The organism is Novosphingobium album (ex Liu et al. 2023) (assembly GCF_029076845.1).
In the GTDB taxonomy this organism is placed as follows: Bacteria; Pseudomonadota; Alphaproteobacteria; order Sphingomonadales; family Sphingomonadaceae; genus Novosphingobium.
On the sequence record NZ_JARESE010000028.1, the window covers coordinates 149,305 to 173,467 of the forward strand.

A 24,163-nucleotide genomic window follows, 5' to 3' on the forward strand; every position below is an offset into this window, starting at 1 on the left:
TTCAATTCGTCTTCTCCAGGGTCGGCCAATGAATGCCGAGCTGCTCCAGATACGTCTTGTATTTCTTCGAGTCGTAATAATACTTTTTCATTTCCGGGCGGAATTTTTCCATTATGTCCGCATTCATTTCAATATATGGCAACTCGTTGGTGAGGACCGGCTGATACTTTGTATCTTTGGTCTGTACATCGGTGAAGTAGCTCTTGGCCGATGCGACCAATTCCGGCTTCAGCAACAGATCGAGCATGGTGAAGGCCATCGCCTTGGCACCCGCGACCGCGCCCTTGTGCGCGATCGGCGTCGCCATTGCGATCGCGTTCGACCAGTTGTGACCGGGCAGATTGGGAATGTTCGAAGGGAAGCGGATGGTGATCGTCGGCCGCGTCCACGAGACGTCGCCGATATCGTCCGAGCCGCCGCTCTTGGGCTCGGGCTCGGGTGCGTTGAGCGGACCCAGCTCGGTATCGAGCCCGGCCTCCTTGCCCTTGACGAGCTTCTGCACCGCCTTGGCGAAGCGCTGCTCATCGTCGGTCCAGGTGGGCAGGCCGATCTTCTTGATGTTTTCGTAGGCCGCCTCGGCCATCGGCCGATTCATGTGCTGCGGCGCGGCGGTGCCGATGATCCGGTGGCTGACGGTGGTATCGGTCATCATCGCGGCGGCATCGGCGATCTTGGTGCCGATCTCGTAGTTCTTGCGGATGTTCTCGAAGGTCTGCTCGCGAAAGTAGTACCACACGGTCGCGGTCGAGGGGACCACATTGGGGAAATCGCCGCCGTCCTTGATCACGTAGTGCGAACGCTGTTCGGGACGCAAATGCTCGCGCCGGAAGTTCCAGCCGGTGTCCATCAGCTCCACCGCGTCGAGCGCGCTGCGTCCGCGCCAGGGCGCGCCGGCCGAGTGCGCGGACTCGCCGTTGAAGGTGTACAGCACCGAGACGCCGCCAGTGCCGCTGGGCTGGCCCCAGCTGGTCTGCAGGTTCGAGCCCACGTGCGTGAACAGCACCACGTCGACATCGCTGAACAGGCCATCGCGCACGAAGAACGCCTTTGCCGCCACGGGTTCCTCGGCCACGCCCGGCCACAGCTTCAGCGTGCCCGGGATCTTTTCGCGAACCATGATGTCCTTGACCGCGAGCGCGGCGGCGACGTTCACCGCCTGGCCCGAGTTGTGCCCTTCCCCGTGCCCCGGCGCTCCGGGAACGAGCGGTTCGCGCCAGGCGATCCCCGGTTTTTGGTTGGCCTTGGGGATACCATCAATGTCGGAGCCGACGGCGATGGTCGGACCGCCGCTGCCGTTGCTCCAGACCGCGGTCCAGGCAGTCGGCATGCCGGCGACGTTGCGCGTGACGGTGAAGCCATTTTTCTCAAGGATGGCGGTGATATACTTGGATGTTTCGAATTCCTGCATCCCCAGTTCGCCGAAGCTGAAGATGGAATCGACCATCTCCTGCACCAGCTTGGAGCGCTTCTCCACGCCGATCGCCGCCTGTTGCTTGAGCGCATCGCTCCGGTCGGGCTCGGCCTGCGCGCGCGCTTCGCCGATGCTGGCGACGACCGCCGGCATGGCAAGCGCAAGGGAAAACGCGGCGAGCGCATCCGAAGTGGCGAACGAAAGTTTCATCAAGTTGCTCCCTGGGCCGAACGCGGCGAGTGAAAACGAAAGAAGGAAGAAAGGAAGGAGCAGGGCCGCCCTGACGGCCCTGCTCCAGTTGACGCCAGCACGTCAGGACACCGGCGCGATCAGGGAATCGAAAAGCAGTTTGTAAGTGCCATGCGCCTGGCTGCGGTGCTGCGGACGAAACCCGATCAGGATGACGTTGCCCTGCCCGTGCTTGATCGAGACCATCGCCGCCTTGCCGGCGATCACCTCCTCGCCCAGCAGCCAGCCGCTGCGCAGCACGTCCTTGTCCACATAGGAGGCGATCACGCGGACGTTGTCGTTATGCATACGCGGGGTCACGTCGTAGGCTTGGTTGCCGGCGGTAAAGATGGCAAGTGCCTCCTCGGGCATACCGAAAGCGAGCGGGCTGCTGGTGTCGACTTTCACCTTCAGCGTCGACCCGGGCGACCAGAACTCCTTCGACGACTTGCCCTTGAGCACGTTCACCACCGGCAAACCGAACTTCTCGATCGGCAGCTCGCCCGCGCGCCCGAATGTGACCAGCTTGCCGCCCGCCTTGACGAAGGCATTGAGCGCCTTGACGCCTTCTTCGCCGAAACCGCTGATGTATTCGGGCGGCACGGCCTCCATGCTTTCGAACCCGCCGGAATCGCCCCCTGCCTTTTCGCCGGTCATCGCCGAGATCGAGTCCTCGGGCAGCACGATCACGTCATACTTGCGGATCAGATTGCCGGACTTGATCTCGGCATCCATGATCGACTTGTACGAGTAGTCGAAGCTCTCCAGCACGAAACGCGTCCAGCCCTCGTCGATGTTGCCGCCACGATAGCGCTTCAGCATGGCGATGCGCGGCGCCTTAACGGCGATGGAGCCGTTCACGCCCGAGGCCGCCGCGAAGCTCACGCCGGTGGTGCTCGCGATGCCTTGCGCCGCACTGGGGGCAAGGCCGGTGACAACGAAGTCGCCGGCCTGGGCGCCACCGGCGGGCGCGGTCACGCGTTGCACCGTGCCGCCGCCCTTGAGCGCCAGATTGACTGCGCGATAGCTGTCATTGAGCGCCCCGCTGAGCAGCCACGGTCCTGCCCCGTCAACCGTACCCTGGGGCGCCACCGCCGCCGTCAGCGGCTCGAGCCCGGCGGTGATGGTGGTCGATACCGGCGTACTCTCCACGCCCATGAACTCGGTCATGGTGTCCGTCGACATGTCGTAGGGCCGGATCGGGGTACCGTCCTTGGTCCGCGCATAGATATCGTCGGGGAAGTTCGTCTGGCCGAGCAGCCAACGCACGACCCCCATCTTGGGCTGGTTCATCGGCACCACATACGACCCGGCGCCATAGACCCGGCCCTCGTGCACGAACTCGCCTGGCGCCTTGTAGACGTTGACGCCTTGCAGCAGCAGCGCGTTGATCATCTTGCCGGCCGTCAGCGGATCATGCTGCTTCACATCGACGACATAAGCCTTCACCGGCCCTTCCGCCCCCCGCTGCGTCTGGCGCTGGGCCTTGAGGTACATGTTGCGCAGCACTTCCTCCTTGTTGCGCGCCGCCGTGTCGACGAGCGCCCAGGACGTGACGAGCTGGCGATCGACGATATCGCGCGACCGCCACCAGCCGCCCGGCCAGGGATTGGGCATGTTCATCTGCGGCTTGTTGTCCGGCACGTTGCGCTGCCCGCCCTTCAACTGCTCGGGATGGACGTAGAGGGGCGTCGCAATGTTCGCACCGGCGGACTCGTCGAGCATCCCGGTGATGTTGTGGAACGGCGTGATCCAGTGGAAGCCGAAGTGGCCCCAGCCCGAGTAGATCGCATCGCCGATCCCGCCGGCGAGATTGGCCTCGTCAAGCTTGTAGGCCATCGCCGCGCCGTACCAGGTCATCTCGCGCCACACGAGCGGATCGCCCGAAGGCCGGATCGGGTCGGTATAAGGCGGGAGCGAGATCCGCGGCCCGTACTGCCCCATCTGGTGATGGTCGATATAAGCTTCGGGAATCCAGTCGCGGAACAGGACGCCGCCGATGTACCGGCTCTCGACCATGTTCTGCATGAAGGCGTCGCGGTTGTTATCGTGACCGACGTACTTCTGGTACAGCCACGGCATTTGCCCACCCTCGTAAGGCGTGCCGACGTATTTCATGTACCAGTCCTGCACCATGTCGTGCCCGTCGGGATTGAGCGAGGGCATGATGATGGTGATGACGTTGTCGAGCACGCGCTGCATGTCGGCATCGGTGCGCGTCAACATGCTGTGGGTGAACTCGACCGAGGTGAGCGAGGAACCGATCTCGCTCGAATGCAGGTCATAGGACTGGACGATGATCGCTTTGCCATCGCGCACGATGCGGTCGAGCTCGTCCTGCGGCACGCCGCGCGGATCGGCCAGCTTCAGGTTCATCCGCCGGTATTCCTCGAGCCTGGCGAGGTTCTCGGGCGAGGACACGAACATGGCGAGGAACGGCCGGCCTTCGGTCGACTTGCCGAGCTCGACGATCTTGATGCGATCGCTGCCGGCTTCCAGCGCACGGTAGTAGGCAACGATCTTGTCGTAGGGTTCAAGCTTGCGGTCGGTGCCCATTCGATGTCCGAACCAGCTCTCGGGCGTGGGCAGGGCGGATTGCGCGACCGCCAGCATCGGAGCCGTGGCACCGGCAACCGTGAGCGCCAAGGCACTGGCGCGCAGTGCCAGCGCGGCGGCGGGCTTCAGGAATTGCATCTTTATCGTCTCCCCGGTTCGGTGGCTTGCGGCCGGGACGGCGTCCCGGCCGGAGCACTGGTGCTCAGAAGCGCTTTTCGATCGACATGAAGAAGTTCCGGCCAAGCACGTCATAGGTCGACGAATCGTACGTGGCCGGCACGTTCGAGTACGTCGGCGGTGCCTTATTGAACAGGTTGCTCACGCCCATCTGCATAGTAACGTCCTCATCAAACCGATATTCGAAGTTCAAGTCGAAGGCATGGTAAGTCTTGATGCCCGCGGGAGCGTTGCTGGAATTGACCGAATTGCTGTGCTTCATCTTGTCGATGAAGCGCCAGATGAAGGTCATGTCGAAGTGCTCGTCCGAATAGCCGAGCGTGGTATACGCCTTCCACTTGGGGTGCGAGATGCCGGCGTTGCTTTCGATCGAGAAGCCGATCGTGCCGGCGTAGTCGTATGTCGGGGCGCCCGGCAGCGCCTGGACCTTGAAGCTGTCGAGGTAGCTGACGATGGTGCGCAGCCGCACGTCTCCGCCCACGCCAATTCCCACGTCGTCAAGGCCGACGCGCCAGTCGAATTGCGCGTCGATGCCCGAGACCTGGAACGTGCCGAGGTTCAGCAGCGGCTGGCTGGTCGGCGGTTCGAGCGTTCCTTCGGGCGCGCGCGCCAGCAACTGGCAGTAGTAGTTGTTCTGGTCATACGTGGGGTTGGAGGCGCCGTCCGCATTGAAGCAGTACTGCACCGACTGCGCGACCTGCAGGACGCCGATCGCGTCGCTGATCTTGATCTTGTACCAGTCGACCGAGAGGCTCATCCGGTTGACCAGCGGCGAGCTGAACGGCGAACTGATTACCGCGCCGACCGACCATGTGTCGGCGGTCTCCTCGTCGAGATCGGGATTGCCCCCGGTCAGCGGGAAGACCTGCGACGTGCCGATAAAGCCCGCCGCGGTCGTGCCGTAAGTGCCCGGCGACATGCCCTGCGCAAGGCAGAGGGCGCGGACCTGCGCCTCGTTGGGGCCGCGGCGGTAGGACGAGCGATAATCGCACGGATCGCCCGCGATCACATTCGGAGCGGCCTGGCCGATACTGCTGCTGCCCGTCGAAATCGGGGCGAACAGCTCACCCACGCTGGGTGCGCGGATGGCGCGGTTGTAGCCGCCACGCAGGCGCAGCTGGTCGAACACCTGCCAGTCGAAATCGCCCTTGTAGGTGTGCGCGCCGCCGATCGAGTTGTAGTCCGAGTAGCGGTAGCCCAGGTCGAAGCTGAGCTCCTTCACCAACGGCAGATCGTGCAGCACGGGCACGAGCAATTCGGCGAAGAACTCGTTCACCTTCACCTCGCCGGCCGACGAGCGCAGCACCGCGAAACCGATGATATCGCTGGTGCCGCCGGGCTGATTGAGCGCGTCATCGGAGCGGAAGTCGAACGAGTTCGAGCGATAGCCGGCACCGGCCGCGAACCGCACCTTGCCTGCCGGCAGGTCGATCAGACCGCCCTGGATCGTCGCCTGCACGTTGTCCTGCTCCATGTCGGTCAGGTTCAGCGTATCGCGTTTGACGTAATTGGCGCAAGCCTCTGAGATCGGCAGATCGCCGAAGATGTTGAAGGCCTGGCAGTCGCCCAGCCCGCCGGTGGGACTGGCGAGGAGCGCCTCCATGCGGCTGAGGCTCAGGCCGCCGGTCTGCCCGTTGCGGAACTTCGAGGAGCTGCGGCTGCCGTAAAGTTCCCAGGTGAGATCACCGATGCCGACCCCGCCGGTCAGTCCGAACAGGAATTGCCACACGTCGTAGTCGTAAGTCTGGCCGCGGTTGCCGATCGCGTTCCACGCCTTGTAGAACTGGAAGTCCGCAGTCGGATCGGCACGCGAAGCCAGGATCGTGCGCAGATCCTCCGGCACGAAGTAGCTGTTATATGGGATATTCTGAAGGTAGATATTGTTCGACAGAGTCGTGTTGACAATAGATCTTTGGCTATAGGTAGTATAGTTGAACTGAGCATAGGCCGATATGCTATCAGTCAGATCGTAGTCGACCCGGCCGAACGCCTGGTAGCGCTCCATCTGCGACTGGATGTCGCCGCCGATAAAATTGAACTTGAACTGCTTGGACGGTCCGAAGATCGAGTTTCCCGAGTCCACGAAAAACGCGTCGTCGCTTTCCACGCCGCGAAAGTTGACCACGGGCGCGTTGTTGGCGGTATAGAGCGTGCCGTCGTTGTTGAAGCCGATCTGCGCGCCGCCACTGAACAGGCGGCTGCCATTGCTGGCAACAAAGGGCGCGTAACCGTACTTGTCGGCAAAGACCGAGTTGACCGCGGCCAGCGTTGGCTCGTTGCCCGAGAACAGGGCGGAACCATAGGGGTTGGCGGCATTGCCGGTTTCATACGTGCGATCCGGGTACCACGGGCGCTTGCGCCGCTTGGCGCGTTCGCGATTGGAATAGTCGAGAGCGAGAATCGCCCGGCCCCGCCCGTCGGCGAACTCGCCGCCACCCGTTGCCGAAAGGCGGTGGTTCACGCCGTCACCATAATTGGATACGCCAGTAAAGCCCTTGAGCGTCAGTCCGCTGAGGTCGCGCTTGACCCGGAAGTTGACCACGCCGGCAGTCGCGTCCGAACCGTAAGTGGTTGAAGCACCGCCAGTAATCACCTCGATATTGCCGATCACCGATTCCGGGATCGTATTGAGGTCAACCGAGCCGTCCGGGTTCGACGGCTGCAGCCGCTTGCCCTCAAGCAGGATCAGGGTGCGCTTGGAACCGAGGCCACGCAGCGACGCGTTGGCCTGGCCGCCGCTCAAGCCGGTGCTGGTGGTGGCAGTGTTGCTCTGGCCCAGACCGCCGGCAAACTGCGGCAACTGCGTCAGCGCGCGCTCCACGGTGAGTTGGCCGGTATTCTGCACCACGTCATCACCGACCGAGACGATCGGGCTGTTGGCCTGGTAGTCCGGGCGAGCGATGAGCGAGCCCGTGACGACGATCTCTTTCGCCGGCTCGGACGTGGCGCCTTCGGACGACGAAGGATCGCCTGCCGCACTGTCTTGTGCGGCAGCAGGTGATGAGAGAGCCAATAACATCGCTGCCATGGCAGATGCCTGGAGATAACTGGATCGAATCTCACAAATTCGGCTCGATCTTTGCGAATTGACGTTGTTCTTCATGAGCTCACCCCCTTTTTTTGAGCGACACGAACAGAACAACCTCCCCCTTTGCATTTATTATTTCAACTACGACCCTCAATACGAAAATATCGCCATCGAAATGCGACAAAAATGGAACCAAAAAAATGGCACGCGCGAATCTGGCGATGAATATTTTACAGGCACACGAACAAATTCGTCAGACAGCAGGGCAAATACAGCCGATCGGCTGCAAGCTAGCCACCTTTACCTTATCGATATAAAGTTATTTTCCAACTCAGGCCGATGCCATTCATTGCTGGCTGGCCTGAACCCCGTTACAGGGACATACTGTCCTATGAAAAAAATGTGTCAACCCATAAATTTCACTTTAGAGGTCCACTATGATGGAATTTCTGGCCCCGACTCGCGGTGCGGGCGCTATGCTACGCTGAGCGGGCTGCCTTCATCGGGCACGATATCGAAGGCGATCGTCAGGCGACGGCCCGGCCCGGCGAACGGCACTGTCCCGTGCCACATGCTGGATGGAAACAGCACGAGCAGCCCTGGCTCCGGGCGCACGAAGAACTCGGGGTCCAGGCGCGGCGCGGCCGGTTCGCCAAGCTTCAACCAGCCTGCGCGCTGTCCCTCTTCGGGTGCGGAAGTGGGCACGTCGATGTAACATGCCGACGATATCCAGCCACGCGGATGCACATGCGAGAGGTGGAAACCACCGGAGCGCAGCCGCACGGACCACATGCCGGCCACGCGATAGCCGCCGGTGCGACGCGCCCGCAGCGGACTGTCCCCAAGGTCCAGAGACGCCAGATACTGCCGGATGGGACCATCGATCGCCTGCGCGAACGCCAGGATTGCCGGCTCCTGGCTAACCAGCAGATTGGCGCTGGTCTGCGAGCCGCCGCGAAGCGACTGGTCTAGCGGATGCGCGGTGAACGCATGAAGCCGTTCGAGCGCATCGGCCAGATCGGCAAGATAGCGCTCCAGACTGCCCCAGCCCGGCGGCGTGTCGATCTTCCGGGTAAGCACCGTGGCAGCGTAATCGTACAGTTCGGACGCCCGTGGATCGGCGGCGATCCGCCACGCGGTCCAACGCGCCGCGATCAGGCCCTGATCCAGGGGCGTAAGTTCCAGTTCGCGATCGATCCAGCCGCGAGCTTCCTCTTCCTCCTGAACGGCCAGCAAGGCATCGATCAGCGCCAGCCGGCCTTCGCGAAAGTCGGGAGACAGCGCCACCGCACGACGCGCGTGCGCGAGTGCGCTCGCCGGATCATCGGCCAGCATCAACCGTGCGGCGAATGCCTCGGCCTCCGCGCTTGCATGAGCGCCTGCGCTCTGGATCGAGCGGTAGGCCGCACCGTTGTCGCCCGCAGCGGCGAGGAAACTGGCCTGCAGCATCCTGCGTCCCAGCAGGGGCAGTGCCGCCCCTCCGTCGTCGAGCTGCGCGAGCACCGCGCCGATATCACCCGTGCTCATCCAGAGCAGCTGAGCGCGATCGCGCAGAGCGTCGAAGTATCCCGGCCGCCGCCTGATCGCTTCGCCGAACGCTGCGTCGGCTTCGGCAAGCCGATTCTGGCTTTGCAGGGCTCGCGCAAGCACCAGCCAGGTCTCGGGCGCATCGCCGCCCAGCGCCATCGCCTGCTTCGCGGTCGCTTCAGCCGCCGCCGCATCGCCCGCATCGCCCTGCGCGGCCGCCAGGTTGTGCAGCGTCGATGCCTTTCCCGGGTAGAGCCGCGCGATGCGCTCACGCACCTCCAGCCGCTTGTCCGGGCGCTCGAGCGCCTGCCACGCCCGGGCCCGTTCGACGAGCAGCGCCTGGCTGGGCAGAGCCAGGCCGGCGCAGGCCTCGGTGCAGGCGATCGCGTCGGCCGCGCGCCCGGCTGCATTGAGGAGCCGCGCGAGTTCGACCGCCGCATCCTCCAGCAGTGGGTCCTGTTCGAGCGTTGCCTTCTGCCGCGCCTCGGCCTCAGACAGTCTCCCTTCCAGCCGGGCAACGATGCCCAGCAGATGCAGCGCTTGGGTCGATCGCGCATCCGCCGCGAGTATGGCATCCAGGGTGGCACGGGCTTCTGCCTGGCGTCCTGACCGGATCAGTGCGCGGCTTGCCTCAAGCCGTTGTTGTTCCCATACCCGCGCCGGGCTGCCGTCGTTCGCCATCGCGGCCAGATCAACAGAGATCGGGCCTGCGCGCAAGCGGCACGGCAGCCGTCGCGCAGTTCAGGACATGACGACCAGCAGCGCCTCGGTCCGCGAAGCCCCCGGATTGCGGATGGCGTGGGGCACATCGGCAGGGTAGCGTGCAATCGCGCCCTCACCGACGATCGCGGTGGTCTCCGCGCTGGTCACCGTCAGTTCGCCGTGCAGCACGGTCAGGTGCTCCGAACTGCCCATGGCGTGCGCCTCGGACACCAGTTCGGCGTGAGGCTCAAGCGTGAGATGGTAGCATTCGAACTGGCCGACGCTGGGCGCCGGGCTGAGAATCTTGAGGACGCACCGCCCGTCCGCGGTGCGGATCTCGGGAACGAAGGTGGCCGCGGTCAGCTCGATCCGGCCGCGCCGACCAATGCGTTCGCCGCCGACGAACTCGGCGATCTCGACGCTCAGCGCGCGCGACAAGTGCCAGACGGTCGCCAGCGTGGGATTGGCCTGCCCGCGCTCGATCTGCGACAGCATCGAACGCGATACCCCCGAGAGTGCCGCCAGAGCGTCGAGCGTCATGCCCTGTTCCTTGCGCAGCTGGTGCAATCGAGGACCGATCGCAGGAGGGTCACGCTCCAAGCCAAATACTCCCTCATAAATTCCTTTGCGGCGGGAAACTTGCCCCGCTTCGGCCATCCGCGCAACCATCGCCGGCTATCGTGGCCTTGACACCTGGGCAAGAACTCGTGCGGCCGTTGGCCGTCAGCACGAATGGCACAGATAGTCGCCTATCGCTCCATTTCCGCTACTCGGCGAAAACACCCCAATTCCGAATTCGGGCGCATGGGGACGCGAATCGGCCCGCGACCCGCTGCTGCTATTTGGTTTTTCGGAGAAAATGCGGAAGCTGGCGGAAGCTTTCCGATAAGGGTCTGGTAGCGGAGGAGGGACTCGAACCCCCGACACGCGGATTATGATTCCGCTGCTCTAACCGGCTGAGCTACTCCGCCAGACCCGAACAATGCGCCGGCGTCGCGGCGCAGGCCGGGGTCTTTAGGGCGCGTCCGGGGCATGGTCAACCTCCCAAATGCGCGATCTCAACCCCGGAACGCGATCGAGCGGATCGGCCGCCACAGCCCCTCTTCCCAGGCATAGAGGCCGAAGGCGGGAAAGCGGAACGCGCGCGGCTCGATCCTTGGCGCAAGCTCGGCCTGGAGCGCGCGCGCGGCGGTGGGGGGAACCTTGTTCTGGATCGTGATGTGCAGGCGCAGCGGCTGGGTATCCTGCCGGGTGAGCAAGCCGTGCAGGCGCTCGGCGATGCGGGCGTGCAATTCCACCATCGCCGGGCTCTCCACCGCGATCGCGGTGCCATTATCGAGCTTCATCAGGCCGGAGATGCGCGCTTCGGGCGGCGGCGATCGCGCCAGATCGGCCAGCACCTGGCGCAATTCGGGCTCGATCGCGGGCGGCAGTGCGTGGAACAGCGTGACATGCGCGCGCAGGCGATTGCGCTCGGGCGGATAGTGCGCGCGCCGCAAGGCATCGGCCCAGCCCAGGATATCGGGCGGCAATTCGGCGGTGACGAGCAGCGGCGGCCGCTTTCCCGTCGCGCCGCTCCCGCCTTCGCCCGGCATCGGCCCGATCCTACAGCTCCCCGCGCTGACGGCGGATGGCGAACCACTTTTCGACATTGCGGTTGTGCTCTTCCAGCGTCGCGGCGAAGGCATGGCCGCCCGATCCGTCCGCGACCATGTAAAGCGCCCCGGTCTGCGCCGGATGCAGCACCGCCGCGATCGAATCCTTGCCGGGATTGGTGATGGGATACTTCGGCAGGCCGACCATCGTATAAGTGTTGTAGTCGTTCACCGCCTGAATCTCGGACTGGCGGATGCGGCGGCCCAGCGGCTTGCCGCGCGTGATCGGGTAGATGATCGTCGGGTCGGCCTGGAGCAACATGCCTTGCCGCAGGCGGTTGGAATAGAGCCCGGCCACCATGCGCCGTTCGGACGGCTTGCCGGTTTCCTTCTCGACGATCGAGGCGAGCACCAGCGCTTCCTCGGGCGTCTTGACCGCGATGTCCTTGCCGCGCCCGGCCCACAGTTCGCTGAGCGTGCGCTGCATCGCCGCCTGCATCCGCAGCAAGACCGCCTCGCGCGCCTCGCCACGCTCGAAATCGTAAGTGCCCGGCAGGACCGAGCCTTCCCTGGGCACTGCGATCTCGCCCGTCAGCGGGGTTTGCGCGGCCAGCCGTTCGGCAACCATGACCGAGGGCATCCCTTCCGGCACGGTGACGAAGCGGCGGATCACCTCGTCGCTCTGGATGATCGACAGGATGCGGCTGGGGCTGGCGTGGGCGGGGATGAGGAATTCGCCCGCCTTGATCGAGCCGCCTCCGCCGCCGATGATCCGCGCGCGCAGCGCAAAGCCGCTGCCCGATGCGACGAAGCCCTGCTGTTCCAGCCTTTCGGCCACCAGCGACAGGCTGGCGCCACTGGGCACGATGAAGGTCTTGTCCCGGGGCAGCGGGCCCGCGCCGAACCAGCCGCCGAAGAACACGGCGACACCGATCAGGAAAGCCGCGGCCAGCAGCGCCGCGAGGACGCAGCCGCGTCGGCTGGGCATCAGTCGGGCTTGCGCATCACCAGGCTGGCGTTGGTTCCGCCAAACCCGAAGCTGTTGTTGAGCACCGCGCGCACCGTGCGCTGCTTGGCGACATGCGGCACCAGATCGACGCCCCGGCAGCTTTCGCTCGGGTTATCGAGGTTCAGCGTGGGCGGCACGATCTGGTCGCGCAGCGCCAGGATGCAGAAGATCGATTCCACCGCGCCGGCGCCGCCCAGCAGGTGGCCGATCGCCGACTTGGTGGAACTCATCGAAACGCCGGTGATGGCATCGCCGAACAGGCGGCGCACCGCGCCCAGCTCCAGCTCGTCGCCCAGCGGCGTGGAGGTGCCGTGCGCGTTGATATAGTCGATATCGGCCGGCTCCAGCCCCGCCTTGCGCAGCGCCATGGCCATCGAGCGGAACGCGCCCGAGCCTTCCGGGTGCGGCGCGGTGACGTGATAGGCATCGCCCGAAAGGCCATAGCCGATCACTTCGGCATAGATCTTGGCGCCGCGCGCCTTGGCGTGCTCGTACTCCTCCAGCACGACGACGCCCGCGCCCTCGCCCATGACGAAGCCGTCGCGATCGACGTCATAGGGGCGGCTGGCGCGCTGCGGCTCGTCGTTGAAGGCGGTGGACAGCGCGCGGGCCTGGGCGAAGCCGGCAATGCCGATCGGGCAGATGGTGCTTTCCGCGCCGCCCGCCAGCATGATGTTGGCATCGCCGTCCTTGATCATCCGCGCGGCATCGCCGATCGAATGGGCGCCGGTCGAGCAGGCGGTGACGACCGCGTGGTTCGGGCCCATCAGGCCGTACTTGATCGAGACCTGTCCCGAAATGAGATTGATCAGGCGGCCGTGCACGAAATGCGGGCTGACCCGGCCCGGGCCCTTGTTGGCCAGGACCAGCGATTCCGATTCGATTCCCGGCAGACCGCCGATGCCCGATCCGATCGAGCAGCCGGCCATCAGCCGCGTCTCCTCGTCCATGTCGAGCAGGCCGGCATCCTCGATCGCCTGGCCGGCGGCATCGATGCCATAGACGATGAACGGATCGACCTGGCGCTGCACCTTGTGATCGACGCGCTTGTCGGCATCGAAGCCGTATTCGTGATCCTTGGGCTTCACCTCGCAGGCGATCCGGCATTTCTGGTCGGACGCATCGAAGCGGGTGATCGGCCCCGCGCCGGATTTTCCGGCGAGGATATTGGCCCAGGCCGTTTCCACGTCACTGCCCAGCGGAGTGACAAGACCAAGTCCGGTTACGACGACGCGACGCATGAAACTCTCCGAAAAGGCAACAGGCCCGGGCCCCTGGGGGGCCGAGCCTGTCGTTGCTGTTCCCCCTGGCCGCCTCGATCGGCGGCCCCTTGTGACAGGCTCAGGGACAGATGGTCATTCGCTGGGGATCAGCCCTTGTTCTCGTCGATGTACTTGATGGCATCGGAAACGGTGCTGATCTTTTCCGCGGCGTCGTCCGGGATTTCGACGCCGAACTCTTCCTCGAACGCCATGACCAGCTCGACGATGTCGAGACTGTCTGCGCCCAGGTCATCAATGAAGCTGGCGTCTTCGGTAACCTTGTCGGCTTCCACGCCCAGGTGTTCGACCACGATCTTCTTCACCCGATCGGCGGTATCGCTCATGTATTGGCCCCTTCTGAAACGGAGGATGAACTCTCGCAAGCCGCCCTAATGCGCGGGGGCCGCGCTGGCAAGTCTCGCGCGAAAGTTAGCTTCTGGCGTCATGATGCCGCAAGCGGCCCGCCCCTGCCCCGGCGCGCGGCTAACCGGCGCGCACCGGGCGGGCGGATCAGCCCTTCTGCGGTTCGACCACGCGCAAGTGCAGTTCGCGAAGCTGCTTCAGCTCGGCCGAGCTCGGCGCGCCCATCAGCAGATCCTCGGCGCGCTGGTTCATCGGGAACAGCGTGATCTCGCGCAAGTTCACCGCGCCGCACAGCAGCATGACGATGCGATCGACCCCGGCGGCCATGCCGCCATGCGGCGGCGCGCCGTACTGGAACGCGCGATAGAGGCCGCCGAAGCGCTCCTCGACATCGGCTTTCGACAGCCCGACCAGCTCGAACGCCTTGACCATCAGGTCCGGGTGCTGGTTGCGGATCGAGCCCGAGGCGATCTCGTAGCCGTTGCACACCAGATCGTACTGGAACGCCTTGATGGTCAGCGGGTCCTGCCCTTCGAGCGCCGCCATGCCGCCTTGCGGCATCGAGAACGGGTTGTGCGCGAAATCGACCTTCTTGTTGTCTTCGTCCCATTCGAAGAACGGGAAATCAACGATCCAGGCCAGCGCGAAGCGATCCTTGTCGATCAGGTCGAGCTGTTCGCCCACGCGCGTGCGCGCCGCGCCGGCCAGCTTGGCCGCCTGCTCTTCCTTGCCCGCCGCGAAGAACAGCCCGTCATCCGGGCCGAGGCCCAGCGCGTCATAGAGCGCGGCCATCTTCTCCGGCCCGTGGTTCTTGGCGATCGGGCCGCCGAACTCACCCGCCTTGCGGGTGACGTAGCCCAGGCCCGCATGGCCTTCGCCGCGCGCCCAGTCGTTCATGTCGTCGAAGAACTTGCGGCTCTTGTCGGCGGTGCCGGGCGCGGGAATCGCGCGCACCACGCCGCCGCCGCCCACGATCTTCTCGAACAGGCCGAAGCCCGACTGGCGGAACTCGTCAGTCACGTCACGGATGATCAGCGGGTTGCGCAAGTCCGGCTTGTCGCTGCCGTAATCGAGCATCGCCTGCGCATGGGGGATGCGCGGGAAGCTGCCGCTCGGCGTCACCGGCTTGCCTTGCGCGAAAGCCTCGAACACGCCGCCGATCACCGGCTCCATCGTTTCCCAGACTTCTTCCTGGGTGACGAAGCTCATTTCGAGGTCGAGCTGATAGAACTCGCCGGGCAGGCGGTCGGCGCGCGGGTCTTCGTCGCGGAAGCACGGGGCGATCTGGAAATAGCGGTCGAAACCCGCGACCATCAGCAGTTGCTTGTACTGCTGCGGCGCTTGCGGCAGCGCATAGAACTTGCCCGGGTGGATGCGGCTGGGCACGAGGAAGTCGCGCGCGCCCTCGGGGCTGGAGGCAGTGAGGATCGGCGTCGAATATTCGGTGAAGCCCGCGCCTTCCATGCGGCGGCGCATCTCGGCAATGATCCGGGTGCGCTTGACGATGTTGGCGTGCAGCGTGTCACGCCGCAGATCGAGGAAGCGGTAGCGCAGGCGGATGTCCTCGGGATAGTCCTGCTCGCCGGCCACCGGCATCGGCAGTTCCTCGGCACGGCTGAGCACGTCGGCGCCGCGCGCGTAGACCTCGATTCCGCCGGTCGCGAGGTTGGGGTTCACGGTTGCCGCGTCGCGCGCCTTCACCAGCCCGTCGATCGTCACGACGCTTTCGACGCGCAGGCTTTCGAGCACGGCCAGCGCCGGGCTGTCGCTGTCGGCGACGATCTGGGTCATGCCATAGTGATCGCGCAGATCGACGAACAGCACGCCGCCATGGTCGCGCTTGCGGTGCACCCAGCCCGAGAGCCGGACCGTCTGGCCAACGTCGCCGACGCCAAGCGCGCCGCAGGTATGGGAACGATAGGGATGCATGGCTCTTTTTTCCAAAATCGTGGCGGCCGGGGCCCGGCCCTGAGGCAATGGCGGGCCAAGACGGTCTGCACCGCCGTTTGTCAAGGCCGCAGCCGCGCGGGCCGATGCCGAAGCCCGATTTTCCGCCGGAATTTCGCCGGGATTCGCGTCGAGGCTCTTTCCAATTCGCCGCCAATCGGGCAGGGGCGAAAAGAACGGCCGCGTGGCGATGGCCGTCTTTCAGCAAAGCCGGGGGCCCACACGGGTCCGATCAGAAAAGTCCGATGAAGATACACCCACTGATAACCACCACAGAGGCCCTCGCCGAGTTGTGCGCGCGCCTCGCGAAATCCGAATTCGTTGCGGTAGACACCGAATTCATGCGCGAGAACACCTACTGGCCGGAACTGTGCCTGGTGCAGATCGCCAATACCGAGGAAGCCGCGGCGATCGATCCGATGGCCGACGGGCTCGACATGAGCCCCCTGCTCGACCTGCTGACCGACAACGAGGACGTGCTCAAGGTCTTCCACGCCGGCGGGCAGGACGTGGAGATCATCTTCAACTTCACCGGCCGCACGCCGCACCCGATCTTCGATACGCAGATCGCGATGATGGCGGTCAGCCAGTCCGAGCAGATCGGCTATTCGAACCTGGTCGAATCGTGGCTGGGCCTGACGATCGACAAGGGCGCGCGCTTTACCGACTGGTCGCGCCGCCCGCTGACCGAGCGGCAGATCGAATATGCCATCGGCGATGTCACCCACTTATCGAAGATCTTCCCCAAGCTCCTGGCGCGGCTGGTCAAGACCGGGCGCGGCGAATGGCTGGACCAGGAAATGGAAAAGCTCGCCGATCCCGACAACTATCGCAACGATCCCACGGTGGCGTGGAAGCGGATCAAGGCCTCGGGCCGCAATCCGGCGATGCTGGGCCGGCTCAAGGCGCTGGCCGAATGGCGCGAGCACGAAGCGCAGGACAAGAACATCCCGCGCGGCCGCATCGCCCGTGACGAGACGCTGGCCGACCTTGCCAGCCATCCGCCGCGCCAGCAGGCCGATCTGGCCAAGGTGCGCGGGCTCTCGCAAGGCTGGAAGGACAACGAGATCGGCCGGCGGCTGATGGCGACGCTGGAAAAGGCCAAGCCCCTGCCCGACGAGGAAATGCCGCCGCGCGCGCCCAAGGGCGCTCCGCTGGGCAAGGAAGGCGCGCTGGTGGCCGACCTGCTCAAGCTGCTGCTCAAGATCCGCTCGCGCGAGATCGACGTCGCCGCGCGGCTGCTGGCCCGCAGCGAGGAGCTGGAGATGCTGGCGGCCGGCGTGCGCAAGAGCCTGCCGATCCTGCAAGGCTGGCGCCGCGAGATCTTCGGGCGCGACGCGCTCGATCTGGTCGAGGGCAAGCTGGCCTTCGCGGTAGAGGGTGGCAAGCTCAAGATGACGCATGTCGATGACGCCGCCGGCGCCCCTGGCGAACCCGGCGCCGAGCCGGGGTCGCGAGCGGCCGCCGGCTGATGACGGTCTACCAGCCGACGCTCAAGCAGCTCCACTACCTCGTCTCGCTGCACGAACACGGGCATTTCGGCCGCGCGGCCGACGCCAGCTTCGTCTCGCAATCGACGCTCTCGGCGGGCTTGCGCGATCTGGAAGCGCTGCTGGGCGTGGTGCTGGTGGAACGCACCAAGCGCGCGGTGCGCTTCACCCCGCTGGGCAACGCGGTGGTCGCCAAGGCGCGGCGCATCCTGCGTGAGACCGAGGAGCTTTCCGACCTCATCCAGTCGAGCGGCAGGCCGCTTTCGGGCGAATTGCGGATGAGCGTGATCCCCACCATCGCACCGTTCCTGCTGCCGCGGATGCTGCCGCGCCTGCGGCGCGAGCGGCCGAACCTGAAGCTGTTCCTGCGCGAGGAGCCCAGCGCGGCGGCAATCGAATCGCTGCACCACGGCCGGGCCGACTGCGTGCTGCTCGCCCTGCCCTATGCCACCGGCGAAGTGGAGAAGGAGACGATCGAGCTGGACGCCTTCTTCGTCGCTTTCCCCAAGGACGATCCGCGCGATCCGCCGGCCGAGATCGCCCCCGAGCTGATCGACGAGCACCGGCTGCTGCTGCTGGAAGACGGCCACTGCCTGAAGGACCACGCGCTGGCCGCCTGCAACCGCCCCGAACTGCGCGCCAGCGCGGCGATGATCGGCACCAGCCTGCACACGCTGGTGCAGATGGTGGACAATGGCCTGGGCCTGACCATGCTGCCCGAAATGGCGCTCGACGCGGGCATCCTCAACGGCACCAACGTCGTCGCCCGGCCGCTCAAATCGGCCACCGCCAATCGCGAGATCGCGCTGATCTGGCGCAAGAACTCGCCGCGCACCGAGGAATTCCGCATGTTGGCCGACGAGCTGCGCGCCGGCTGAGCCGCCGCGATCCGCGCCTTCAGTCCATGTGCCTGAGGCCGACGCGCAAGTAATCCCAGCCCGTCACCAGCGTCAGCACCGCGGCCGCCCACAGCGTGGCAAGGCCGACGGTGTGCGGCACGTTGACCGCCAGAGCGCCCAGCATCACGTTCCAGTGCGGCAGCGCCCGCCCCAGGATCAGCGCGCCGAGCGAGACGAGCTGGAACGTCGTCTTCCACTTGGCCAGCCGGCTGACCGGCACGGAGACCTGCAAGCCGCCGAGGAATTCGCGCAGGCCCGAAACCGCGATCTCGCGCACCAGGATGATGAGCCCGGCGATCACGTGCATGTCCCCCACGTAAGGCCCGGTCAGCACGCCTTGCGCGGTCAGCACCAGGATCACGGTCGCCACCATGATCTTGTCGGCGATCGGATCGAGGAAGATGCCCAGCCGCGACACCGCCCCGCTCGATCGCGCGAGATAGCCGTCGAAATAGTCGGTGACGCCCATCAGGCAGTAAAGCCCGAAGGCCAGGCCATAGCCCAGCTCCCATTTCGGCCACCACAGGAGGAAGGCCAGCAACGGCAGCGCCACGATGCGCGACAGCGTGAGCAGATTCGGAACCGTGAGCATGGTCTTGCGCCATAGCCGCGATCCTGTGACGGAATAAAGTGCCGCGCGGGGCTTGCCCCTTCGAACGATGCGATTAAGTGTCGCCCGCGAGACGGAAACGGCCTGAAATGAACGCATGACGACATCGACGGAACTCTTGCGGGCCCGCCGCTTCCTGCCGCTTTTCGTCACCCAGATGCTCGGTGCGTTCAACGACAACCTGTTCAAGAACGCCATGGTGCTGTTCGTCGTCTACAGCGTCTACAACTCCGAAGAGGCCGAGGCGCGCTTCAGCGCGATCGCCTCGGCGGTGTTCGTCATTCCCTTCTTCCTGCTCTCGGCGCTGTCCGGCCAGCTTGCCGACATGCGCGACAAGGCGCGGATCATCCGCGTGGTGAAGTTCTGCGAGATCATCATCATGCTGGTGGGCGGCGCCGGCCTGACGCTGGCCTGGCAAGGCGTGGCGGTGAGCACGCTGGCGATCCCGCTGATGCTGCTCGCGCTGTTCGCCATGGGGGTGCATTCCAGCTTCTTCGGCCCGATCAAGTACGCCATCCTGCCGCAGCATCTGCGCCGCGAGGAAGTGCTTTCGGGCACCGGGCTGATCGAGGCGGGCACTTATATCGCGATCCTGGCGGGCACGATCGTGGCCGGCTGGATCGACGTGCACTGGGCCGCGCTGCTGGTCGTGGTGCTGGCGTTCCTGGGCTATGTAACGGGCCAGCGCGTCCCGCCAGCGCCGCCGATGGGCAAGGTCGAACCGCTCGATTTCCATATCGTGCGCTCGTCGCTGAACCTGGTGCGCAACACCATGCACGACCGGCGCGTCTATCTGGCGATCATGGCGATCAGCTTCTTCTGGGCGATCGGCGCGGTGCTGTTCATCCAGTTCCCGCCGCTGGCGAAGAACGTGCTTCATGCCAGCAAGGAAGTCGCCAGCCTGTTCCTGGTGATCTTCTCGGTCGGCGTGGCGATCGGCTCGATCTCGATCAACGCGCTGCTCAAGGGCACGGTCTCGGCACGCTATTCGCCCGCTTCGGTGATCGGCATGGGCGTGTTCCTGGTGGGGTTCGAAGGCGTCTGCCGGGCCTGGGGCAGCGGCACCGACGGCGAACTGATGGACGTGGCCACCTTCGTCAGCCAGCCGCTGGCGCTGGCGCTGCTGGGCACGCTGCTGGGCATCGCCATCGCGGGCGGCATGTTCGTGGTCCCGCTCTATGCCTTCCTGACCACGTTCGTCGACAAGTCGCAGACGGCACGGACGATCGCGGCGAACAACATCGTCAATTCGGGCGCGATGGTGGTGGGCTCGCTCGCCGCCGCGCTGCTCAGCGCGATCGGGCTCAGCGTGGTCGACCAGTTGCTGGTGGTCGCGGCGGCCTGCGTGGCTTCGGCCTGGCTGGGCTATCTGCTGTTCAAGGCCGAATGCGGCGCGGCGCCCGCCTGAGGGTTTGTTTTGAAATGCGCGCTTTTGGCGCGGGCTGGTGCCGCCAAGAAACGCGCTCTTCCGCGCGATTCCGGCCCAATCTTCAGGCGATGAACACCGAAACCGCGACGAACGTGGCGCAATAGGCGGTCAGGAAACCGCGCCAGTCGCTGCCGGTCAGCGCCATGCGCGTGCGCCAGCCTGGCCGCGCCTCGAACCCCCTGCAGACATGCGGCGGCAGCGATTGCCGGAAGGGATGCCGGGCGGCTTCGTCGACCAGGACAAGGGCACGTCGTTTCGTGATCATGCCGCGAGGTTAAGGCTTTGTTTACCGTGCTGCCAATGCCTCAGTTGCGGCTTTCTCTTTTCGGGACAGAACCTTGCGACTCGTCTCGCCAGGCGGCGCGCGCATGGGAAAAGGGCCGCCAGTGCGGCGGCCCTTCGGTGTTTGCCGGGGAAACGGCGCGGATCAGATGCTGTCGCCCAGGGCGCCCTTCACCTTGCCGACGAGCTGCTGGGCCTCGCCCTTCTTTTCCTGCGCCTTGCCCCGGGCGTGAAGCGCGGGATCGTCGTTGGCCTTGCCGGCAGCCTGCTTGGCCTTGCCGGCCACTTCGTTGCCAAGGCCCTTGGCCCGATCCTTGAGTTCACCCATGATCTTTCTCCTTGTTATCCGGACGGTTTTTCATCCGGCATGACAAGGGAACGAGCCCTGGCGTGATCGGTTCCGGCCACGGGCCAGAGCGTGTCAGCGCTTCGACAGGGCGATGATATAGTCCCATTCCTTGGGCTGCACGACCGCGACCGAAAGGCGTGAGAGCTTGATCAGCTCCATCTCGGCCAATGCCGGATCGCCCTTGATCTCCTTGAGCGAGACCGGGCGGGCCAGCTTTGCCACCGGCCGCACCTTCACCGCCGCCCACTTGCCTTCCGGGTCAGAGGGATCGGCCAGCCCGGCCTGGCTGACGCGGACCACGCCGACGATCTCCTTGCCGATATTTGAATGGTAGAAAAACGCCTCGTCGCCCACCTGCATCGCCCGCAGGTTGTTGGCCGCGCGGTGATTGCGCACGCCATCCCAGGTGCCTTCGCCTTCCGCGACCAGGTCGTCCCAGCCGTATGCGTCCGGTTCGGACTTCATCAGCCAGTAGTTCTTGGACATGCAACGCCTTCCGAAATTCGTTATGGGCAGGAGCGATACCGATTTCACCAGGATTGCACCACCATGGAACTTGCCGAAATCCCCGTCCTCAGCCTCGCCACCGGCCGCGACACGCTGCCGCGCGACATCGGCGAAAGCTTTCGCCGCTTCGGCTTCGCCATGGTGCGCGATCACGGCATCGACGCGGATCTGGTGGCGCGGGCCTGGGCCCAGACGCGCGCCTTCTTCGATCTGCCCGAAGCGGAAAAGCGTGGCTATTTCCTTCCCGGCCTTGCCGGCGCGCGCGGCTACACCCCGTTCCGCACCGAGATCGCCAAGGGCGCCAGCGTCCACGATCTCAAGGAATTCTGGCATGTCGGGCGCGACTTGCCGCCGGGCCATCCGCTCGCCGGATCGATGCCGCCCAATATCTGGCCCGCGCGGCCGGAAGGCTTTCGCGAGACCTTCACGCGGCTTTACGCCGAGTTCGACCGGGTCGGCGCCGAGCTGCTCTCGGCCATCGCCATCGACCTGGGGCTGGCGCCGGACTGGTTCGACCCGACCATCGCCGATGGCAATTCGGTGCTGCGCCTGCTGCACTATCCGCCGGTGACATCGGCCGAGGACGGCGCGATCCGCGCCGGCGCGCACGAGGACATCAATCTCATCACGCTGCTGCTGGGCGCGGAGGAAGCAGGCCTGGAACTGCTGGGCAAGCATGGCGAGTGGCTGTCGATCGCGCCGCCCGAAGGCGCGCTGGTGATCAACATCGGCGACATGCTGCAACGCCTGACCAACCATGTGCTGCCATCGACCACCCACCGCGTGCGCAATCCTTCGGGCGAACGGGCGCAGCACAGCCGCTATTCGATGCCGTTCTTCGTCCACTTGCGCAGCGATTTCGTGTTCCACACGCTGCCCCAATGCATCGATGCGACCCATCCCGACCGTTATCCCGAGCCGATCACCGCCGACGATTACCTGCAGGAGCGCTTGCGCGAGATCGGCCTCAAAGCGTGATGGAAAAAAGGACGCATCGATCCGTTTCCTGACCAAGACTTAACCGAAATTTCAGAGGAAACCGCTACTTCCCGCAATCAGAACGACGGGGACAGAGACGGTTGGACAAGTCGCAAGAGCGAGCCCGCATCGACGCGGATGACGATCCCGGCGCCAATTCCGGTGAACGCGATCTGGTGGCGCTGGGCATCGTCACGGCCGCGATCATCCTGTTCGTCGGCACGGGAAGCTCGATCGGGCCGGATGTCGTGCGTTCGTTCATGGGCCAGGGCAAGGGGCCGGACGGCGCGCTGCTCAACGCCTTCCTGCTCAACATCGCGCTGATCATCTTCGGCTGGAGCCGCTATCGCGAGCTGGCCAAGGAAGTGAAGCTGCGGCGCAAGGCCGAACGCCAGGCCCGCATCCTGGCCGAGACCGATCCGCTGACCGGATTCCTCAACCGCCGCGCCTTCGATGCCGCCGTCAACGGGATGATCGCCGATGCCCGGCAGCGCAACGAAGCGGTGGCGGTGCTGCTGATGGATCTCGACAACTTCAAGCAGGTCAACGACTACAACGGCCATAGCGCGGGCGACCAGCTCTTGCTCGAATGCTCGCGCCGGATCGCCGCGATCCTGCCGGCGCGTGCGCTGGTCAGCCGCATCGGCGGGGACGAGTTCGCCGCCGCCATGCCGTTCGAAAAGCACCGGCCCGAGCGGGTCGAGCAACTGGTCGGCCGGCTGGTCGATGCCATTTCCACGCCCGCGCAAGTCAACGCCACAGACATCGGCGTGACCGCCTCGATCGGCATCGCCCGATCGGATCTCGCCCCGATCGGCGATCAGGTGCGCGATCAGGCAAGCGACCTGCTCGAAATGGCGGACATCGCCATGTACCATGCCAAGCGGCAGGGCCGGAACCGCTTCTACTGGTTCGAGGCCGACATGGCCGACGAAATGCGTTTCCGCAGCGAGATCGAGGCCGGCATCCGCCGCGGCCTCGCCCGGGGCGAATTCGTGCCCTATTACGAGCAGCAGATCGACTTGCAGACCGGCGAGCTGACCGGCTTCGAAATGCTGGCGCGCTGGGACTCGCCCGATTTCGGCGTCGTCTCGCCCGAGATCTTCATTCCCATCGCCGAGGATATCGGCGTGATCGGCCAGCTATCCGAAAGCGTGATCCGCCAGGCGCTGGCCGATGCCAAGACCTGGGATCCCAGGCTGACGCTGGCGGTGAACATCTCGCCCGTGCAACTGCGCGACAGCTGGTTCTCGCAAAAACTGCTCAAGCTGCTGGTGGAAGCCAATTTCCCGCCGCACCGGCTGGAGATCGAAGTCACCGAAAGCAGCCTGCACCGCAATATCGCGCAAGTGCGCTCGCTCATCACCAGCCTCAAGAACCAGGGCATCCGCGTCAGCCTCGACGATTTCGGCACCGGCTACAGCTCGCTGGCGCAATTGCGCACGCTGCCGTTCGATCGCATCAAGATCGACCGCAGCTTCGTGACCAGCCTGGTGGAAAACCGCGACAGCGCCGCGATCGTCCATGCCATCGCCATGCTGGGCAAGGGGCTGAACCTGCCGGTGACGGCAGAGGGCATCGAATCGAGCGAAGTGCTGGAGCAGTTGCGCCAGTATGGCGACATCAAGGGTCAGGGCTACCTCTATGGCAAGCCCGCAACCGCTGAGGACACCCGGCTCTGGCTCCAGAGCCTGGGGCTGCTGCTGGTGACGGAGGCCATGGCCGCGATCCCGCACGAACAGACGCCGCAGACCGCCGCGGCGCCGCCCCGGCTGACGCGCAACGGTTGAGATCGGGCGGGACAAGGCGCGCAA

At 65.1% G+C, this 24,163-nt stretch carries 20 protein-coding genes and 1 tRNA gene; 6 read left to right on the forward strand and 15 right to left on the reverse strand.

Annotated features, from left to right (window positions below):
- Position 1: 1 nt before the first annotated feature.
- The 3 genes from PYV00_RS09905 to PYV00_RS09915 all read right to left on the reverse strand — a co-directional run bounded on the left by PYV00_RS09905 (position 2) and on the right by PYV00_RS09915 (position 7,400).
- Positions 2-1,621, reverse strand: coding sequence for an amidohydrolase (locus PYV00_RS09905; protein ID WP_275228104.1), 1,620 nt, complete (start codon positions 1,619-1,621; stop codon positions 2-4).
- 102 nt (positions 1,622-1,723) lie between these two features.
- Positions 1,724-4,333 (reverse strand): M14 family metallopeptidase, encoded by a 2,610-nt coding sequence (locus PYV00_RS09910; RefSeq protein ID WP_275228105.1) that lies wholly within the window; start codon positions 4,331-4,333, stop codon positions 1,724-1,726.
- A 64-nt stretch (positions 4,334-4,397) separates the two neighbouring features.
- Positions 4,398-7,400 carry a TonB-dependent receptor plug domain-containing protein gene (locus tag PYV00_RS09915; RefSeq protein ID WP_275228106.1) on the reverse strand — a complete coding sequence of 1,001 codons (3,003 nt, stop codon included), beginning with the start codon at positions 7,398-7,400 and terminating at the stop codon, positions 4,398-4,400.
- Positions 7,401-7,492: 92 nt separating this feature from the next.
- Here PYV00_RS09915 and PYV00_RS09920 point away from each other — a divergent pair, with 92 nt between their 5' ends.
- A complete protein-coding gene (locus PYV00_RS09920; protein ID WP_275228107.1) occupies positions 7,493-7,717 on the forward strand; it encodes a hypothetical protein in 225 nt (74 codons plus the stop codon).
- Between the two features lie 157 nt (positions 7,718-7,874).
- On the opposite strand, the gene PYV00_RS09925 is transcribed toward PYV00_RS09920, so the two are convergent.
- The 8 genes from PYV00_RS09925 to aspS form a co-directional block, all read right to left on the reverse strand.
- On the reverse strand, positions 7,875-9,608 hold the full coding sequence (locus PYV00_RS09925; RefSeq protein WP_275228108.1) for a putative 2OG-Fe(II) oxygenase: 1,734 nt from the start codon (positions 9,606-9,608) through the stop codon (positions 7,875-7,877).
- A gap of 60 nt (positions 9,609-9,668) precedes the next feature.
- On the reverse strand, positions 9,669-10,298 hold the full coding sequence (locus PYV00_RS09930; protein ID WP_342803803.1) for an XRE family transcriptional regulator: 630 nt from the start codon (positions 10,296-10,298) through the stop codon (positions 9,669-9,671).
- A 225-nt stretch (positions 10,299-10,523) separates the two neighbouring features.
- Positions 10,524-10,600, reverse strand: a tRNA-Met gene (locus PYV00_RS09935).
- A gap of 87 nt (positions 10,601-10,687) precedes the next feature.
- Positions 10,688-11,224 carry a 2'-5' RNA ligase family protein gene (locus tag PYV00_RS09940; protein ID WP_275228110.1) on the reverse strand — a complete coding sequence of 179 codons (537 nt, stop codon included), beginning with the start codon at positions 11,222-11,224 and terminating at the stop codon, positions 10,688-10,690.
- Between the two features lie 10 nt (positions 11,225-11,234).
- Positions 11,235-12,212 (reverse strand): endolytic transglycosylase MltG, encoded by a 978-nt coding sequence (mltG, locus tag PYV00_RS09945; RefSeq protein ID WP_275228111.1) that lies wholly within the window; start codon positions 12,210-12,212, stop codon positions 11,235-11,237.
- Positions 12,212-13,474, reverse strand: a complete 1,263-nt coding sequence (gene fabF / locus PYV00_RS09950) for a beta-ketoacyl-ACP synthase II (RefSeq protein WP_275228112.1) — start codon at positions 13,472-13,474, stop codon at positions 12,212-12,214. The genes mltG and fabF overlap by 1 nt, the downstream gene beginning before the upstream one ends.
- Positions 13,475-13,602: 128 nt before the next feature.
- A complete protein-coding gene (locus tag PYV00_RS09955) occupies positions 13,603-13,839 on the reverse strand; it encodes an acyl carrier protein (protein ID WP_028657713.1) in 237 nt (78 codons plus the stop codon).
- A gap of 166 nt (positions 13,840-14,005) precedes the next feature.
- Positions 14,006-15,787 (reverse strand): aspartate--tRNA ligase, encoded by a 1,782-nt coding sequence (aspS, locus tag PYV00_RS09960; protein ID WP_275228113.1) that lies wholly within the window; start codon positions 15,785-15,787, stop codon positions 14,006-14,008.
- A 263-nt stretch (positions 15,788-16,050) separates the two neighbouring features.
- Between aspS and rnd the strand changes: the two genes are divergently transcribed.
- Together rnd and PYV00_RS09970 are read left to right on the forward strand one after the other, a co-directional pair.
- Positions 16,051-17,277 (forward strand): ribonuclease D, encoded by a 1,227-nt coding sequence (rnd, locus tag PYV00_RS09965; RefSeq protein WP_275228114.1) that lies wholly within the window; start codon positions 16,051-16,053, stop codon positions 17,275-17,277.
- Positions 17,277-18,173 (forward strand): hydrogen peroxide-inducible genes activator, encoded by an 897-nt coding sequence (locus tag PYV00_RS09970; protein ID WP_275228115.1) that lies wholly within the window; start codon positions 17,277-17,279, stop codon positions 18,171-18,173. The genes rnd and PYV00_RS09970 overlap by 1 nt, the downstream gene beginning before the upstream one ends.
- A gap of 19 nt (positions 18,174-18,192) precedes the next feature.
- Here PYV00_RS09970 and pgsA read toward each other — a convergent pair whose 3' ends face one another.
- Complete coding sequence (gene pgsA, locus PYV00_RS09975; RefSeq protein ID WP_275228116.1) at positions 18,193-18,786, reverse strand: CDP-diacylglycerol--glycerol-3-phosphate 3-phosphatidyltransferase; 594 nt, start codon at positions 18,784-18,786, stop codon at positions 18,193-18,195.
- Positions 18,787-18,901: 115 nt separating this feature from the next.
- Between pgsA and PYV00_RS09980 the strand changes: the two genes are divergently transcribed.
- Positions 18,902-20,212 carry an MFS transporter gene (locus PYV00_RS09980; RefSeq protein WP_275228118.1) on the forward strand — a complete coding sequence of 437 codons (1,311 nt, stop codon included), beginning with the start codon at positions 18,902-18,904 and terminating at the stop codon, positions 20,210-20,212.
- 82 nt (positions 20,213-20,294) lie between these two features.
- Here the strand turns inward: PYV00_RS09980 and PYV00_RS09985 are convergent, their stop codons facing one another.
- The 3 genes from PYV00_RS09985 to PYV00_RS09995 form a co-directional block, all read right to left on the reverse strand.
- On the reverse strand, positions 20,295-20,498 hold the full coding sequence (locus PYV00_RS09985; protein ID WP_275228119.1) for a hypothetical protein: 204 nt from the start codon (positions 20,496-20,498) through the stop codon (positions 20,295-20,297).
- A 162-nt stretch (positions 20,499-20,660) separates the two neighbouring features.
- Complete coding sequence (locus tag PYV00_RS09990; RefSeq protein WP_275228120.1) at positions 20,661-20,843, reverse strand: CsbD family protein; 183 nt, start codon at positions 20,841-20,843, stop codon at positions 20,661-20,663.
- A 93-nt stretch (positions 20,844-20,936) separates the two neighbouring features.
- On the reverse strand, positions 20,937-21,350 hold the full coding sequence (locus PYV00_RS09995) for an EVE domain-containing protein (RefSeq protein WP_275228121.1): 414 nt from the start codon (positions 21,348-21,350) through the stop codon (positions 20,937-20,939).
- Between the two features lie 63 nt (positions 21,351-21,413).
- On the opposite strand from PYV00_RS09995, the gene PYV00_RS10000 reads away from it, so the two are divergent.
- Together PYV00_RS10000 and PYV00_RS10005 are read left to right on the forward strand one after the other, a co-directional pair.
- Positions 21,414-22,349 (forward strand): isopenicillin N synthase family dioxygenase, encoded by a 936-nt coding sequence (locus PYV00_RS10000; protein ID WP_275228122.1) that lies wholly within the window; start codon positions 21,414-21,416, stop codon positions 22,347-22,349.
- A 101-nt stretch (positions 22,350-22,450) separates the two neighbouring features.
- Positions 22,451-24,139, forward strand: coding sequence for a putative bifunctional diguanylate cyclase/phosphodiesterase (locus PYV00_RS10005; protein WP_275228123.1), 1,689 nt, complete (start codon positions 22,451-22,453; stop codon positions 24,137-24,139).
- The last annotated feature ends 24 nt before the right edge of the window (positions 24,140-24,163 follow it).

Coding starts and splice junctions, on each gene's coding strand:
- PYV00_RS09985 (WP_275228119.1), bottom strand. CDS start 20,498: ATGATCACGAAACGACGTGCCCTTGTCCTGGTCGACGAAGCCGCCCGG.
- PYV00_RS09980 (WP_275228118.1), top strand. CDS start 18,902: ATGACGACATCGACGGAACTCTTGCGGGCCCGCCGCTTCCTGCCGCTT.
- PYV00_RS09910 (WP_275228105.1), bottom strand. CDS start 4,333: ATGCAATTCCTGAAGCCCGCCGCCGCGCTGGCACTGCGCGCCAGTGCC.
- PYV00_RS10000 (WP_275228122.1), top strand. CDS start 21,414: ATGGAACTTGCCGAAATCCCCGTCCTCAGCCTCGCCACCGGCCGCGAC.
- mltG (WP_275228111.1), bottom strand. CDS start 12,212: ATGCCCAGCCGACGCGGCTGCGTCCTCGCGGCGCTGCTGGCCGCGGCT.
- PYV00_RS09925 (WP_275228108.1), bottom strand. CDS start 9,608: ATGGCGAACGACGGCAGCCCGGCGCGGGTATGGGAACAACAACGGCTT.
- PYV00_RS09905 (WP_275228104.1), bottom strand. CDS start 1,621: ATGAAACTTTCGTTCGCCACTTCGGATGCGCTCGCCGCGTTTTCCCTT.
- pgsA (WP_275228116.1), bottom strand. CDS start 18,786: ATGCTCACGGTTCCGAATCTGCTCACGCTGTCGCGCATCGTGGCGCTG.
- PYV00_RS09995 (WP_275228121.1), bottom strand. CDS start 21,350: ATGTCCAAGAACTACTGGCTGATGAAGTCCGAACCGGACGCATACGGC.
- aspS (WP_275228113.1), bottom strand. CDS start 15,787: ATGCATCCCTATCGTTCCCATACCTGCGGCGCGCTTGGCGTCGGCGAC.
- PYV00_RS09940 (WP_275228110.1), bottom strand. CDS start 11,224: ATGCCGGGCGAAGGCGGGAGCGGCGCGACGGGAAAGCGGCCGCCGCTG.
- fabF (WP_275228112.1), bottom strand. CDS start 13,474: ATGCGTCGCGTCGTCGTAACCGGACTTGGTCTTGTCACTCCGCTGGGC.
- PYV00_RS09990 (WP_275228120.1), bottom strand. CDS start 20,843: ATGGGTGAACTCAAGGATCGGGCCAAGGGCCTTGGCAACGAAGTGGCC.
- PYV00_RS09915 (WP_275228106.1), bottom strand. CDS start 7,400: ATGGCAGCGATGTTATTGGCTCTCTCATCACCTGCTGCCGCACAAGAC.
- PYV00_RS09930 (WP_342803803.1), bottom strand. CDS start 10,298: ATGGTTGCGCGGATGGCCGAAGCGGGGCAAGTTTCCCGCCGCAAAGGA.
- rnd (WP_275228114.1), top strand. CDS start 16,051: ATGAAGATACACCCACTGATAACCACCACAGAGGCCCTCGCCGAGTTG.
- PYV00_RS09970 (WP_275228115.1), top strand. CDS start 17,277: ATGACGGTCTACCAGCCGACGCTCAAGCAGCTCCACTACCTCGTCTCG.
- PYV00_RS09955 (WP_028657713.1), bottom strand. CDS start 13,839: ATGAGCGATACCGCCGATCGGGTGAAGAAGATCGTGGTCGAACACCTG.